Raw genomic sequence first — 14,595 nt, 5'->3', positions numbered from 1 at the left:
TGTCGTCCCGCTCGCGGACAACTACCCGAACAGCCGTCCGAGCCGGTCGATAATCGCTCCAACCAGCTCAGTGACCCACTCGAACGCCGACGAGACGCTGTCGCGGAGCGTCCCAACTGACCCATCCTCGGACCAGCCCTCCTCGTGATCGGAGCCACCCGTCGCCCGGTCGTCGCCCACCGCCGCACGAGCGTCGACGAGGCCGTCCCCTTCCGCGCAGGTATCGAGTACCGGTTCCGCCGTCTCGCCGAGAATCGATCGCACTGCCTCGTTGGTTCCCGGTTCCGGTCCCGACTCCTCGCGCGTTTCCCAGACCAGCGCCGCAACGCCGGCGACGAACGGCGTCGCGACGCTCGTTCCGCTGGCCTCGGCGTAGTGATTGTCGACGGTACTCGAGGTGATATCGGTGCCCGGCGCGAGCAGGTCGACACCCTCACCGACGCTACTGTAAGACGCGAGCGTGTCGTCCTCGTTCATCGCGGTAACGGCGACGACGTCGTCGTGTGTCGCCGGGTAGGTCATCGTCTCCTCGGTGCAGGAGCTGCTTCCGTTGTTGCCCTCGTTGCCGGCCGCCGAAAGGAGGAGATGACCCGCCGAGTGGGCGGTTTCGACCGCCTCGTCGACCGCGTCGCTCTCGCTCTCGCCACCGAGGCTCATCGAGATGATTTCCACGCCGTTCTCCATACACCAGTCGATACCGGCGATCAGATCGCTGTAGCGGCCGTCGCCATCGTCGTCGAGCACCTTCACGGCGTAGAGGTCCGCGTTCGGTGCCGTCCCCACCACGCCGCGGTCGTTGTCCAGCGCGCCGGCGACGCCGGCGACGTGGGTCCCGTGGCCGTGGCGGTCCTCGTAGTCGTCGGGGAGTCCAGAGCCGGTAACGTTCCGCCCGCCCGCAACCGAGAGGCTACAGTGGTCGGTCTGGATGCCGGTATCGAGAATGCCGATGTCGACGCCCGCCCCGTCCGGTTCGACCTCAGTCGCGCCGATGCGCTCGTGTCCCCACGAGACTCGCTGGTCGGGGTGGGTCTCACAGTCCGACCGGTCCGGCGGCAACAACGACTCGAGTAGCGACGGCGACCAGTCGTCCGGGATGCCGGTTTCGTCGTCTTCTTCGACGGAGGCGACGCCGGTAGCGGCGAGCAACTCGTCCAGCCGGTTCGACGGCACTTCTGCGAGCACGAAGTCGAAGTTGTCGTACTCGCGAAGCGTCGTGCCGCCGACGGAGTCGACGACATCGAGTAGCTCGCCGAGCAGTCCGTTTTGCGGGTGGACGAACACCCGTCGACTGTCCGACGAGGGTGACGCTGTGGACGACTGCGACGCCGCCGCCGTCCCTGCAGACGTGACGAGACTGACGGAGACGGCTGCGCCGGCACCCTGCAGGAGCTGGCGACGAGTGAGAGTCATGGGGACTGAAAGGTAAACCTGCCAGATAAGCTTTCTGTGCTGTCTGTTCACTCCGTTGGCACGTCTCGTTCATCGAGACAGATCGGCGGCTACCGAGCGATACGGCCGGCTCGCCAACGGAGTTCCAACCCCACTAACCCCACGGAACCGAACGAAAACTGTCGTTTCGAGTCGCTACTGAATGTGCCCTTCACGACGGAGCTGGTCCGCGTCGCTCTTCTCGTAGCGCCAGGTGATGTCGGCCTTCTCGTCCTGCCAGTCCCACGGTTCGACGAGAACCACGTCGTCCTCGCGGATCCAGATGCGCTTTTGCATCTTGCCGGGAATGCGCGCGGTGCGCTCTTCCCCGTCTGCACAGCGTACTGTCACCCGATTCGCTCCGAGCATGTTCGTGACGGTCGCGAAGACCTCATCCTCCTCAGGCATTCGGAGGTTCTTCCGACCACCCTCGCCGTCGTCGCTCATGGGCCCCGGTTCGAGTTCGAACGGTTTAACCCTTTATCGATTCCCTGGGGCGATCACACCCCGCGCTGGCGGTGAGTGGTCCGCGAACCACGGCGTTTATTTCGCTCGCCTGAGCATGCACGACTATGCTCAATCGTCTCGGTCCCCTCGGAATCGTCGGCATCTTGATTCTCGTCGCCGGTATCGGCGTCATCGCCTATGCGAACTGGCTGGTCGCGGCTGGCATCGCCCTCGTGCTCGCCGGTCTCGGCCTCGTCGTCAAGGCGCTCATCTCGAATGTCCTCCAGCAGTTCGGTATGTTCTAGGTTCCGTTCTGTTCGCCGTCTATAATAACAACTGCAACTATTCACACACTGATCGCACAGCTGTCATGCGATCAGGTGTGCATTGACTTGCAGTGGCTACTATAGTACTGTTCAGACCTCGTTATCGCCAGCCCGATGCTCGCTGATCAGCTGATCGACCATCGCCGACTTCTGATCACGTCGCCGTTCCCGTGCACGGTCGTGCCAGTCGTCGATCACCGCCTCCACGTCCTCTTCCCGTGCAACGGCGAGTTCGTCCACCTCCTGCATCGCCACGTCACCGGCGGGTCCGACCGGAATCTCGTGCTCGAAGAGCAGTTCGTCGGCGACCTCCGAGAGCCCGCCGTCCTTCAGGATCACCCGCGGCTCGAACCCCGCGAGTAACTTCGCCGTCGAGCGCCCCGCACCGCTCGCATCGCGCACGTAAACCACGTCTCCCTCCGCGATTCCGTACTGGTCGTCGGCCTCGCGAATCGCTCCCTTCGTAAACTTCTCGATAACCTTGACCGGCACCAGCCCCTCCTTCTTCGCGGAGACGTCGCTGAAGTTCGAGTGATCCAGCTTCCAGAGCGCCTTCATTCGTGCGACCTTGTCCTCTAGCTCCTCGACGCGCTCACGAGCCTCGTCGCGTTCGTACTCGAGTCGCTCCGCCGTGCGACGGTGACGAGTCACCTCGCGGTCCTGTCGCACCTCCTTGCGTTCCTGGCGGCGGGCCGACTCGAGCTCCCGTTCCAGGTCGTCGATGCGATCGTCGCGATCCTCGATCCGTCCTTCGAGGGTGTCGACGTGTGACTGGAGGCGTTCGACCTGTCGTTCCAGATCTTTGATCCGCTGTTCGTCCTCGCTGAGTTCGCGGGGTTCGTGTTCGGTTGTCTCCTCCTCCTCGCCGTCGTCGTCGGTAAGATCCGTGAGGACGGCTTCGACGCTTTCCTCGTCGGCGACGACGCGGGCGGTGACCTCGCCGCGGTCGATTCCCGGCGGGAGTTTCGCGGCGATGCGCTCGAACTGGTCCCCGTGGGCGTCGACGGCGTACAGCGCGGCCGCCATCGCGTCGCGCTGGTGGTCGTCGTCGTAGGGGTGGTCGCGCGTTCGGTGTTGTTTCTCGTCGACCGGCAGGTCCGTCTCCGGTGCCCAGCCCGCCGCATCGAAGCTCCGGCGGAACTTCTCGACCGTTTCGGGCATCGGCGTCACGTCCGCGGCAACGATAATTGGCCGACCGCGCTCGACGATCCACTCGATCACGTCGGCGGTGTCGCTGGTCCGTGAACTCCAGACGTCGAGCACGTCGCCCTCGAGTGAGACGATAGCGACGGCGGTCGTCGTCCCCGGATCGATCCCGACGACGACGTGATCTCGGCGCTTTGCGAGCGGGCGGAACTCGATCCCGTCGCGTCGCTCGCGTTCGATTTCGACGCGGACGTCGCCCGAGCGATTGCGCGAGACCGGAATATCCTGCGGGCGCGCCTCGACGGTGAACACCGCGTTCGCGTAGCCGCCGTAGGCTTCCCGGATGTCCGTCTCGTACGCGAGGTTTTCCTCCTCGAGTTCGGACTCGACCTCCCGGGCGCGCTTCTTGACGGAGCCGTGGATGCGGCGGGTGTAGCGGTCCTCGCTCCAGCCGCCGCTGCCGGTCGAGCGGCCCCGAGCGACCTTGACAGTCGTAGTGTCGGTGAAGGCGGAGACCTCGTGGCCGACGTTGTGAGCGGCGAGGCGGGCGGCAGCCTCGGCTTCCTGCATCGGCTCCTTGCCGTATGGAATGCCGTGGCGTTTCGCGACTCGAGAGAGTGGCTCGGGCTGTTCGGCCCCCGTCACTTGTACGAGCTTCGTTCCTGCCGGGAGCGCGCCGAGCAGGTGGATGAGCTGGTCCTTGTCGGCGGCCAGCTCGTACATGTTGTCCGTCGCGACGATCGCCGGCTCCTCGTCGTCGATCAGCCGTCTGAGTTTTCGGTGTGAGACGACGTCCCGCGAGACCGTCTCGCCGTCGAACTCGACCAGCGCGTACGACGGTGCGTCACCGCGCACGTCGCCGCTCTGGACGTCGACCCCGAAGACGACTGCATCGAGCGCACTCGTTCGCGTACTCACGGACGGTGGTAGGGGCGAAGTAAGTATAAATCCGGCGCGGGTGTGAGTCCGTGGTGGAGGTGTCAGATCGCCGGTGGATTCCAGTCCGGTTACGTTTCGTCTGCGTCCATGTACTCGAGTTCGATCACATCGCCATCTTCGGGAACGAACACCTCGCCATCGAACACGTCGCGGGCCTCGGCAAGGTGGTCGCCGGTGTGACCCGCGTAGCGCGAGGAGATGTGCATCAGCGCCAGCCGGTCTGTGCCGGCGCGGTTCGCTATTTCGGCGGCCTGCTGGGCCGTCGAGTGGGCGGTCTTGGCCGCTCGATCCGCGCGGTCCTCGGCAAAGGTCGCGTCGTGGATCAGGAGGTCGGGCTCGTCTGCAGCCTCGATCGTCGCCACCGTTGGCCGCGTGTCGCCGGTGTAGACGAGACTGCGGCCGGGCCGGGGTTCGCCGACGACCTGCTCGGGGTCGACGACGGTACCGTCCTCGAGTTCGACTGGCTCGCCGTTGTGTAGTTTCGAGAACTTTGGGCCGACGGGGACGCCCAGTTCTTCGGCGTGTTCGCGGTCGAAGCGCCCCTTGCGGTCGTCTTCGACGAGTGCGTATCCGACCGACTGTGTATCGTGGTCCGTGCCGAACGCACGAACCTCGAACTCGTCGGCGCGATAGGCGACATCGCCGTCGCCGACTTCGTTGATCCGCACCGGGAACGAGGGTCGGTTGCCGAGCGCGTTGACGAGTCCCTTGAGCTGGCGGCGTGTGCCGTGTGGGGTGTGGACGGCGAGTGACTCCTCGCGGTCGTTGAAATCCATTGTCTGAAGGAGGCCCGGAATGCCGAGAACGTGGTCGCCGTGGAGATGCGTGACGAATAGGTGCGAAATCGAGAACCCGGTTCCAAAGCGCATCATCTGGCGCTGCGTTCCCTCGCCGGCGTCGAACAGCAGTTCCTCGCCCTCTCGGGCGACGTGGATTCCGCTCGGGTTCCGGTTCGTCGTCGGAACCGCGCCGGCCGTCCCCAGGAACGTCACGCGTAGTGGCATCGTAGTGAGAGTGTGTTCGACGGCCCGGGGCTAAACCCGCTTCGAATGTCGACCCATCGGTGCAGTAGCCACTCGCTGTGTCGCTGTCAGTCACGACTTGTCTGACGAGTGTCGTGCAAACGGACGGCGCGTTTTACGTCACTCCAGTCCGTACCCTTGCGCATCTAGCCCACCCCCAATGAGTTCGAGACCGACTTTCGGCACGATAAAGCGTGTCGTCGCCATCCTGATCGCCATCACGATCGTGCTCGCGGCGGGCATTGTCGTCGGGCAGGCACCCGCACTCTTCGGCATCGACGACGACCCTGAGGCCACGATCGAGTTCGAGGACCAACAGCAAAACGGCTCGGCGGTCGTCATCGACGAGGTCACCCTCTCCGACGGTGGCTACGTCGTCATTACCGGCGGCACCGACGCGACCGAACCCCTCGCCGTCTCGGACCCACTCTCCGCCGGCACCCACGAGAACCTCACCATCGACCGAGACGATGACGCAGAGCAGGACCTGCTCGGTCGCCTCACCGCAACAGTCCACCAGAACACCGCAGACGAAGACGACTTCGCCTACGCCGAGACCGACGGCGCCGAGGACCAACCGTACCTCTCGGCCGGCTACCCCGTCAGCGCCACCGCCACCGTCACCGCCGAGGAGATCGACGACGGCCTCGACGACTCCTTCGCCGTCGAGGGCCTCGAGATACCGAGTAGCGCCACGACGAACGAAACCATGGAGGTCACCGCCGAAATCCGCAACCCGACCGATCTCGACGCCCAACAGCCCGTCGAACTCCGACTCGACGGCCGCCTACTCGAGTGGCAGACGCTCGATCTGGAAGGCGGCGAGTCGACGACGGTCACCTTCGAGGTCGACACTCGCGGGACGCCACCCGGCGAGCGCGTCCTCGGGGTCTACACCGACCGTGACGGCATCCACGAGACGATCGAACTCGAGTTCCACACGGAGCCAAGCGTCACGGTCACCGACGCGAGCGAGAGTCGCGTGATTACGGACGTGGCGATTCCGGTCGACGGATTCGTTGCGGTCGTCGAGGATGGAAGCGAGGACGGGGACGAAAACGACGAGAACGCCACAGACGAGACCGACGCCAATCCCGAGGACTGGGAGATACTCGGCGTGAGCGACCAACTCGAGCCGGGTGAGCACGAGGAGGTGCGCGTCTCCTACGACGAGAACGTCTCGGTCGACGACGGCGACGAACTCACGGCGGTCATCTACGAGGGTGATCCGGAGGATCGCGAGGCGGCCTCCCCGTACGAACCGGATGCTGACGAGATCGTCGTCGACGAGGAGGCGTTACCTGAACTGGTTGAGACGACGTTCACCGTCGGTGAGGAGTCGACTGACGCGGAGTGACCGTCGCCGGTCTCGGCTGTCATCCGCGTCTCACACGGTACGGTCACGGCGTGCAACCGACTGTAACCGACCGATTCTTACCCGTCCCGTCCCTATCATCCGCCGATGGACGCGCCGCTGTGGACCGACACGCACGCCCCCGAGTTGGCCGAGTTGCCACAGGACGACGCCCGTGAGTACCTAGAGCGGGCCGTCGACGAACCGATTAATCTCCTCTTACAGGGGCCACCCGGCAGCGGCAAGACGGCAGCAGCGCGCGCACTCGCCCGCGACGCACACGCTGACCCCGACAACGACCTGATCGAGATCAACGTCGCCGACTTCTTCGGGCGGACGAAAACCGAGATCAAGAACGACCCGCGCTTCGCGCAGTTCCTCGTCGGTCGTTCCTCGATGTCGAAGCGAGACATGATCAACCACGTCCTCAAAGAGTCCGCGAGCTACGCCTCCGTCTCCGGCGACTACAAGACAATCCTGCTCGACAACGCCGAGGATGTTCGGGAGGACTTCCAGCAAGCCCTGCGCCGGATCATGGAGCAACACCACCGGACGACGCAGTTTATCATCGCGACCCGCCAGCCGACGAAACTCATCCCGCCGATCCGCTCGCGCTGTTTCCCCGTTTCCTTTCGCTCGCCGAGCAGCGCGGAGACCGTCACCGTCCTCGAGCGCATCGTCGAGACCGAGGAGGTCGACTACGAACCGGACGGACTCGAGTTCGTCGCGGGCTATGCGAACGGCAACCTCCGGCAGGCGATTCTCGCAGCCCAGACGACGGTCGAGAACGCGGGCGAACTCACGATGAGTGCGGCCTACGAGACGATCGGCGAGGTCGGGCTGGACGACGAAATCGAGTCGATGCTCGACGACGCGGAAGCCGGCGAGTTCACCGACGCCCGAAAGACCTTAGACGACCTGCTCGTCGACGAGGGACTTGACGGCGAGGAAGTCCTCGACTCGATTCTACGGCTCTCTCGAAAGCGGTACCAGGGTGAGAAACTGGCGCGAATGCACCGACTCGCCGCGGATATCGAGTTCGAGATGCACGAGGGCTCGAGCGATCGGATTCACGTCTCGCACCTGCTGGCGGAGTTAGGCCGGGACACCTGAGCGCGTCTCACTGAGCGGTCCTGTTTATCGACGGAGCAGGCGCAAAACCCACGACTTTAGTCGTGAGATACGCGCCACCCGAGTCTGAAAGAAACAGTTACACGGATTGGCTTCGTAACGTGTACCATCGGTTCGAAGGTTACGAACCCTTCGAATCGACAGCCCGAAAACTGGCGGTTCACGTGTCCGCCCACGCCGGAAACGGCGTGTGCCCCATGCGGGATCAAAAACTAAGCGCCGGGATTTAAGCAAGCAACACAAGTAACTCTGAGTCCGCTGACGCCCCGTTTCGACCCAACCGGAATCAAAACGGCGCGGTTGAACAGGCCAAGGATAGGAGTACCGGCGGCGTGGCACCGCCAGCAATTCGCTCCAAGCCAAACGGGTCGCGTTCAGAGATTCCAACTCTGTGCGTGACGACGGGTTGCAAACCTGCAAACACCCAACTCAACTGCTGCGGCGCGGTGGGAAGCCCACGACTTCAGTCGTGGGAGGATGTCACATACGAGGTTCCGTGAAATCGTCCCTGGTCTGGCGATTCACCGCGCCCTGTTCCCCTCGAGACGGTTCACTCTGAACAGCGCCGGATTGGGGGAGAAGGTTTAATTAGCAAAGACTCCCTGTCATGTAACGGTATGAACGATCTCCGCACTGGACTGAGCTACGGTGACGTGCTCCTTGTCCCGAAACGCTCGCCAGTCGATAGCCGCAGCAATGTTTCCCTTTCGACGCCCCTCACACCAAGCATTGAACTGGCCAATCCATTGGTTTCCGCCGCCATGGATACGGTTACAGAGGCGACTCTCGCGATCGAACTCTCTCGTGCTGGTGGGATCGGTGTGCTTCATCGGTTTCTCACGCCTGCTGAACAGGCCGAGCAGATCGAACAGGTGAAAGCCGCGGGTGAACAGGTGTGTGCTGCCGTCGGTATTAACGAGGACTACATTGAGCGCAGTTCTACTGTGATTGAAAGTGGCGTTGACGCACTCGTAATCGATGTGGCTCACGGCCACCTCGAACGAACACTCACCGCGGTGGAAGCTCTCCGGGAAGCGTTCCCCAGTATCGATCTCATTGCTGGCAATGTTGCTACTCCAGCGGGAGTTGAAGATCTTGCAGCCGCCGGTGCTGACTGTGTGAAAGTTGGTATCGGGCCTGGATCTCACTGTACTACTCGAAAGGTCGCTGGTGCTGGTGTCCCCCAGTTGACTGCTGTTGATGACTGCGCGACAGCGGCTGATGACCTGGACATTACCATCTGTGCGGATGGTGGCATCCGCACATCTGGCGATGCCGTGAAGGCGCTGATGGCTGGCGCAAACACGGTAATGCTTGGCAGCCTTTTTGCTGGCACCGAGGAAGCGCCTGGAGCAGTGGTCGAGATTGACGGGGATCGGTACAAGCGCTCGCGTGGAATGGCGACGACGGCTGCTGGCAAGAAGCGTGAGGACAAAGACAACAATGTTCGGGCTGATGAGGGGGTAGAAGCATTAACGCCGTACAAAGGCACAGTCACCGATGTCGTCGATGAATTCTGTGCTGGTATTCAGTCTGGTCTCTCCTACTGTGGCGGCCATACGATCCAGAACGCGCGCGAGAAGGCGGAGTTCATCCGCGTTGCACCCAGCGCGAAGGAACGTGAAGGCTACCACTCGGACCACGACTGGGAAGGCGTCAGCGTCGACAGCGGGGTGGAGGCGATCGATGAGTCACAGACCGAGAACACGGATCCAGGTATGAACAGCACTGCTGAGAGTGACGACTAATTTACCAACTGCCGCCGATGAACCGCAAGACGGCGTCGAGTTGAATCGGCACAAACGCGAGACCGACAGAGACGGGTACAAGACCGTTGATAACGCAGGAGTCGAACCCAGTGTCGGCACTCAGAAACCGTTGGTCCGCGACCCAGAGCGGCTTTTCCGTGAGGTCGCCGAAACAGCGTCCAAAGCGGGTGGACCCGGCAGGATTTATCGTCACTCCGACTAAATTCTGGCACATGCCCACTGTTCTCGATACTCGTATCCGAAATCGCTTTCGCGTCCAGCCGAATCACGCGAATAACAACGCCACACTCCACGGCGGCAACTTGATGAAGTGGCTCGATGAGGTCGGCGCGATGTCGGCGATGCGGTTTGCCGGCGAGACCTGCGTCACCGCGCGAGTGAACGAACTCGACTTCGAGCGTCCGATCCGGATCGGCGACACCGCACTCGTTGAGGCCTACGTCTACGATGCCGGCCGGACGAGCGTCCACGTTGCGCTCCGAGCCTGGCGCGAGGAACCCCGCAGTGGCGAGACCGAGCGGACGACTGCGTCCTCGTTCACGTTCGTCGCGATCGACGAGGACGATACGCCGGTTCCGGTGCCCGAGCTATCCGCGGAAACGGAGGAGGGGGAACAGCTTCGAGAGCGTGCGATCGCGGCGGACTACTGAGACGCTCCACCGATCCGTACGAGTACATCGTAACCGAGTCCGCTGTCGGCACGTCCCGCACTCGAACCGGTATTCTCTTTTCCGCCCCGTTCGAGCGGCCGGTATGGCACTCGCGGATCGACTCGAGGAACTCGGCGTCGTCGTCGGCTGTGCGATCTTGCTCGCGATTCCGACCGCCGCGCTGCTCGGCATCTTCGTCGACGCCGTGCTCTTGCCCGTCCAACTGAGTCTCCTCGCACTCGTCCCCGGGATCCTCGTCGGACTGGTGGTGCTCCGATCGGACCGTCTCGAGTACACCCACGTCTGGCGGTTCGGACTGACGACCTGGCTCGCGGCGTTCGTCCTCTGGGGCGTGTTCGACATCTCCCAGGACGATACCGACATTGTGATCGCGCTCAGCGCCTGGCTCGGCGCGGTTGCCGCCGGTCTCGTCGCTGCTACGGCGGATCGGTGGCGTTCGTGATTTCGGCCTGGTTGATGACCCGGCCTCCACTGACTTCGTGACCGAACCGACACGTCGCCGTTGCTGGCGCTCCTACTCGAGTACAAGCACGTACCGCGTCAGCGAGCGATGCACTCGTCGCTCGAAGACGGACTCGAGCTCCCATCCAGCAGCCGCGGCTTCGTCCTGCCACGAGCGGTCGGCGACGACGACAGCGCGGGAGGCGACGCGGCGGGCTTCCGAGAGCGCACCGGCGACGAGGTCCTCGAGCCGGTGGGTGTCGACCTTGGACTGGCGGCCGTAGGGTGCGTCGAAGACGACGCCGTCGACGGCGTCGTCCGCGAGCGGGAGGCGGGTGCCGTCGCCGCGGCCGACGTGCCAGGAGCCGCGTTCGATGCCAGTTGGGGACGGCTCGTCTCGATCCAGGAAATGGATCAGGTTCTTCTGAGCGCCTTCGGCCATCTTCGCCTGCGCGTCGGTCCCGATCACGTCCGCGCCGACGAGACCGGCCTCGACGAGAACGCCGCCGGTGCCACACATCGGATCCAGAAGGGTGTGGCCGGGTCGTGCGCCGGCGATGTTTGCGACCGCGCGGGCGAGCAGCGGGTCCATGCTGCCGGGCTGGAAGAAGGGTTTGTCTGTCGGTGCGCGGGTGCCGAAGTCCCGAACGCTTTCGGCGGCGAGCCAGCCGAGGGCGCAGACAGTGTCGCCGTCGCTGTGGCTGTCACCGTCGTTGTCGCTGTCGGCGTCGTCACCGTTTCCACTGCCACCGGCCGAAAACACCGCCCGCAACACCCGGTCCGGCTCGTCGAGGTCGACACCGAAGCCGCGGTCGACCAACACCTGCCCGAGTTCGCGCTCAACTTTCGCGGTGTCGACTCCGGTCGCACCGTGGACATCCGTTGCACGAACGGCGACCGTCATTTCTGCGTTGGCTGGGGCGCACTCGAGTCCACGTCCCGCTTCCGCGGCCTCCAGCAGTGCCTGCGCGCTCGCGAGATCCGCGTCGGTCCGCCCGAGCAGTTCGCTCGCGCGGTGGGTGTAGGCGAGTCCGCGGACGCGCGACGGGTCGATGCCGCGGGCGGTGGCGAGCCCGGGTGCGATTCGGCGGACGTCGCTCGCGGCGCTCGCCGCTTCGCGGGCCGCAAACGCGTCGTCCTCGCCGCCGAGCTCGAGGAAATACATGGTCGTTCGTCACCGCGGGGACGGTATGAGCCTACCGTTTTCGCCGACGCCGTCGGCTGCTCCGTCCGCAAATCGGCCGCCTCAGGGCTTCCGGACTCAATAAACCGGATATATCAGGTGTCGGTACCAACCTTTATAAACCTTAAATACGTCTTTTTAAGCGACTTATGACGGATCCGAAGGACACCATCAACATCGAAAACGTGGTGGCGTCGACCGGCATCGGACAGGAACTCGACCTCCAGAGCGTCGCAATGGACCTCGAGGGGGCCGACTACGACCCCGAGCAGTTCCCCGGTCTCGTCTACCGCACCCAGAATCCCAAGTCTGCAGCACTGATCTTCCGTTCCGGAAAGATCGTCTGCACCGGCGCAAAGAGCACTGACGACGTCCACGAGAGCCTCCGTATCGTCTTCGACAAGCTCCGTGAACTCCAGATCCAGGTCAACGAGGACCCCGAAATCGTCGTCCAGAACATCGTCACCTCGGCCGACCTCGGCCGCAACCTCAACCTGAACGCTATCGCGATCGGGCTGGGACTGGAGAACATCGAGTACGAGCCAGAGCAGTTCCCTGGCCTCGTCTACCGCCTCGACGACCCAGAAGTCGTCGCACTGCTGTTCGGCTCGGGGAAGCTCGTCATCACCGGCGGCAAGAAGCCCGAAGACGCCGAACACGCCGTCGACAAGATCGTTTCCCGACTCGAAGATCTCGGTCTACTCGAGTAACGGCTGGAATCGGTTCCGGTTCGCGCTCGCTGATGATCTCTCTTTGCGGTGTCTGCGGTTTGCGTTCGCGGTTCGCGGTTCGCAGTTTGCGGTTTTGCGCTCGGCACTCTCTGCTCTCAGTTCTCCGACTGTTGCGTTCCTCAGAGACGTATCTGTCCGTTTTCCGGGTGCGTCTCCGGTATCGCAAACAGCGCTCGCGCGTCCCGGACGCGAGTGCCGGGCATACAAAATCGGGTCGTCCGTCGCCGGGCCATCGTTGACACCGTAGGGCGTTGTAGGCACTGCCCGAATCCATGCAACCGCTGTTTCTCGTCGTCGGAATCGTGTTGTTGATCGCCGTCATTATCGACCTCTTCTGGACGACCCTCTGGGTCGACGGTGGCTCCGGTCCACTTTCAGGCCGTCTGACGACGGGCGTCTGGCGCGGACTTCGATTCGTCGCACGGGAGCGCTCCCGGGCGCTCAGCGTTGCCGGGCCGCTGATTCTCGCGTGCACGCTCGTCATGTGGATCGGGCTGCTCTGGCTCGGCTGGGCGTTCCTCTTCGCCGGCGGGTCGACTGCGCTGGTCAACACCCACACCGGCGACCCCGCGACCTGGCCAGGGCGACTCTACTACGTGGCTTACACGATGTTTACGAGCGGCAACGGCGACTACACGCCGACCAGCGCGACCTGGGAACTCGTCAGCGCCGCGACGACGGCGACGGGGATGGCGTTCGTCACGCTCGCGGTCTCCTACGTGCTCTCGGTGCTCGGCGCAGTCTCCGAAAAGCGCTCGTTTGCGAGCGACGTGACGGGCCTGGGCGACCGGAGCGAGTCGCTCGTCAGAACCGGATGGACCGGCAATTCGCCTGACGGCAGCGGGCGGGGCGGCTCGACTGGCTCCAGTGGTCCGACCGGGGCGGTCACTGACGGCGGCAGCAATACGGGCGCCCATTCTCACCCCAACGCTGGTGATCCGTTCGCCGGGCTAGATCTTCCACTCGAGTCCCTCGCCACACAGCTCAGTCTCCTCGCGGAGCAACACAAGTCCTACCCGATCTTGCACTACTACCACAGCGAGCAGTCGGCCCAGGCCTCGGCGGTTGCGGTTCCAATTCTGGACGAGTCGCTCACGCTCTTTCGACACGGTATTCCAGACGAGGACCAGCCGAATCCGACGCTGGTTGCGGACGCGCGCTCGAGCGTCGACGGCTATCTCGAGACGTTAGAGACGGCGTTTATCGAGCCGGCAGCGCAGGCCCCGCCCGCGCCGGAACTCGACCGCCTGCGCGAGGACGACATCCCGACCGTTTCGGACGACGAATTCGAGGCGGCACTCGAGGACCACGCCGAGCGTCGGCGAAGGCTCCTCGGTGTCGTACGGGCCGACGCGTGGGAGTGGCCGCCGGTGGACGACTAACGCGATTGAACTGCCGCTTGGGAGTTCACCAAGTGTCTATCACCGACATCAGCGGCTCTTGATACTCGGTACTGGTACCTGGAACTCACCTGACGATCGTCACCGGTACGGGCGACCGGCGCGTCACTGTCTCGGCGACGCTGCCGATCAACACGCGACTCACGCCGTGGCGACCGTGGCTTCCCATGACGACGTGGTCGACGTCGTGAGTGTCGACGTACTCCGTAATCGTCCGTGCTGGTGATCCCATTCTGAGTTCGGTCTCGATTTTGATCCCGTCAACGCGCTCTCTCGCCTGCGTTCGATTCTCGTCGAGGAGTTCGCGACCGCGCTGGCGCAGTTGGTCGACGAAGTCGTCGCTGAAGAAGTAGCCCTCGTCGCCGTACTTCGTGAGATTCCCGAGGTCGATGATGTGAAGCAGCGTGATCGTCGCGTCCGGATGTTCATCGACGGCGAACGCCAGCGCTGTCCGTGATTGTTCCGACCGATCGATCGGCACAAGTACGTGTTCTGGCATGCGTATTGTTAGCTCCCAACGATCATAGTGGTATCGCTGCGGTGTGTCCGTGTCCTGTTCAGTCTGTGTAGATGCCTATCTCCTGTTCAGTCTGGGTGGTGGTCGCCG

14 protein-coding genes are annotated in these 14,595 nt (G+C 63.7%); 8 read left to right on the top strand and 6 right to left on the bottom strand.

From position 1 onward, the window contains the following. Positions 1 to 21: 21 nt before the first annotated feature. Both BBD46_RS20010 and eif1A read right to left on the bottom strand, forming a co-directional pair. Positions 22 to 1,410 carry a S8 family peptidase gene (locus BBD46_RS20010; RefSeq protein WP_071403422.1) on the bottom strand — a complete coding sequence of 463 codons (1,389 nt, stop codon included), beginning with the start codon at positions 1,408 to 1,410 and terminating at the stop codon, positions 22 to 24. A 174-nt stretch (positions 1,411 to 1,584) separates the two neighbouring features. Then, positions 1,585 to 1,875 carry a translation initiation factor eIF-1A gene (gene eif1A / locus BBD46_RS20005; protein ID WP_071403421.1) on the bottom strand — a complete coding sequence of 97 codons (291 nt, stop codon included), beginning with the start codon at positions 1,873 to 1,875 and terminating at the stop codon, positions 1,585 to 1,587. A gap of 125 nt (positions 1,876 to 2,000) precedes the next feature. Between eif1A and BBD46_RS20000 the strand changes: the two genes are divergently transcribed. Continuing rightward, on the top strand, positions 2,001 to 2,180 hold the full coding sequence (locus BBD46_RS20000; protein ID WP_071403420.1) for a DUF7470 family protein: 180 nt from the start codon (positions 2,001 to 2,003) through the stop codon (positions 2,178 to 2,180). Between the two features lie 111 nt (positions 2,181 to 2,291). Here BBD46_RS20000 and BBD46_RS19995 read toward each other — a convergent pair whose 3' ends face one another. Further along, positions 2,292 to 4,265, bottom strand: a complete 1,974-nt coding sequence (locus BBD46_RS19995; protein ID WP_071403419.1) for a DUF460 domain-containing protein — start codon at positions 4,263 to 4,265, stop codon at positions 2,292 to 2,294. A gap of 89 nt (positions 4,266 to 4,354) precedes the next feature. After that, the gene (gene rnz / locus BBD46_RS19990; protein ID WP_071403418.1) at positions 4,355 to 5,290 is read right to left on the bottom strand and encodes a ribonuclease Z; all 936 of its coding nucleotides are present in this window, start codon (positions 5,288 to 5,290) and stop codon (positions 4,355 to 4,357) included. 178 nt (positions 5,291 to 5,468) lie between these two features. Between rnz and BBD46_RS19985 the strand changes: the two genes are divergently transcribed. From BBD46_RS19985 to BBD46_RS19960, 5 genes are all read left to right on the top strand, one after another. Further along, the gene (locus BBD46_RS19985) at positions 5,469 to 6,665 is read left to right on the top strand and encodes a DUF7282 domain-containing protein (RefSeq protein WP_071403417.1); all 1,197 of its coding nucleotides are present in this window, start codon (positions 5,469 to 5,471) and stop codon (positions 6,663 to 6,665) included. Between the two features lie 105 nt (positions 6,666 to 6,770). After that, on the top strand, positions 6,771 to 7,775 hold the full coding sequence (locus tag BBD46_RS19980; protein ID WP_071403416.1) for an AAA family ATPase: 1,005 nt from the start codon (positions 6,771 to 6,773) through the stop codon (positions 7,773 to 7,775). Positions 7,776 to 8,410: 635 nt separating this feature from the next. Then, positions 8,411 to 9,541, top strand: a complete 1,131-nt coding sequence (locus BBD46_RS19975; protein ID WP_006653342.1) for a guanosine monophosphate reductase — start codon at positions 8,411 to 8,413, stop codon at positions 9,539 to 9,541. A gap of 233 nt (positions 9,542 to 9,774) precedes the next feature. Beyond that, positions 9,775 to 10,212, top strand: a complete 438-nt coding sequence (locus tag BBD46_RS19965) for an acyl-CoA thioesterase (RefSeq protein WP_071403414.1) — start codon at positions 9,775 to 9,777, stop codon at positions 10,210 to 10,212. Between the two features lie 103 nt (positions 10,213 to 10,315). Continuing rightward, positions 10,316 to 10,675, top strand: coding sequence for a hypothetical protein (locus tag BBD46_RS19960; protein ID WP_071403413.1), 360 nt, complete (start codon positions 10,316 to 10,318; stop codon positions 10,673 to 10,675). 72 nt (positions 10,676 to 10,747) lie between these two features. Here the strand turns inward: BBD46_RS19960 and BBD46_RS19955 are convergent, their stop codons facing one another. Continuing rightward, positions 10,748 to 11,839, bottom strand: a complete 1,092-nt coding sequence (locus tag BBD46_RS19955; protein WP_071403412.1) for an RNA methyltransferase — start codon at positions 11,837 to 11,839, stop codon at positions 10,748 to 10,750. Between the two features lie 167 nt (positions 11,840 to 12,006). On the opposite strand from BBD46_RS19955, the gene BBD46_RS19950 reads away from it, so the two are divergent. Both BBD46_RS19950 and BBD46_RS19945 read left to right on the top strand, forming a co-directional pair. After that, on the top strand, positions 12,007 to 12,567 hold the full coding sequence (locus tag BBD46_RS19950; protein ID WP_004267580.1) for a TATA-box-binding protein: 561 nt from the start codon (positions 12,007 to 12,009) through the stop codon (positions 12,565 to 12,567). 293 nt (positions 12,568 to 12,860) lie between these two features. Continuing rightward, complete coding sequence (locus BBD46_RS19945) at positions 12,861 to 13,970, top strand: potassium channel family protein (protein ID WP_071403411.1); 1,110 nt, start codon at positions 12,861 to 12,863, stop codon at positions 13,968 to 13,970. Between the two features lie 85 nt (positions 13,971 to 14,055). Here the strand turns inward: BBD46_RS19945 and BBD46_RS19940 are convergent, their stop codons facing one another. Next, on the bottom strand, positions 14,056 to 14,487 hold the full coding sequence (locus BBD46_RS19940) for a universal stress protein (protein ID WP_071403410.1): 432 nt from the start codon (positions 14,485 to 14,487) through the stop codon (positions 14,056 to 14,058). Positions 14,488 to 14,595: the final 108 nt, after the last annotated feature.

This window comes from Natrialba sp. SSL1, assembly GCF_001861355.1.
GTDB lineage: Archaea > Halobacteriota > Halobacteria > Halobacteriales > Natrialbaceae > Natrialba.
This window is presented reverse-complemented; position numbering and strand designations above follow the sequence as displayed.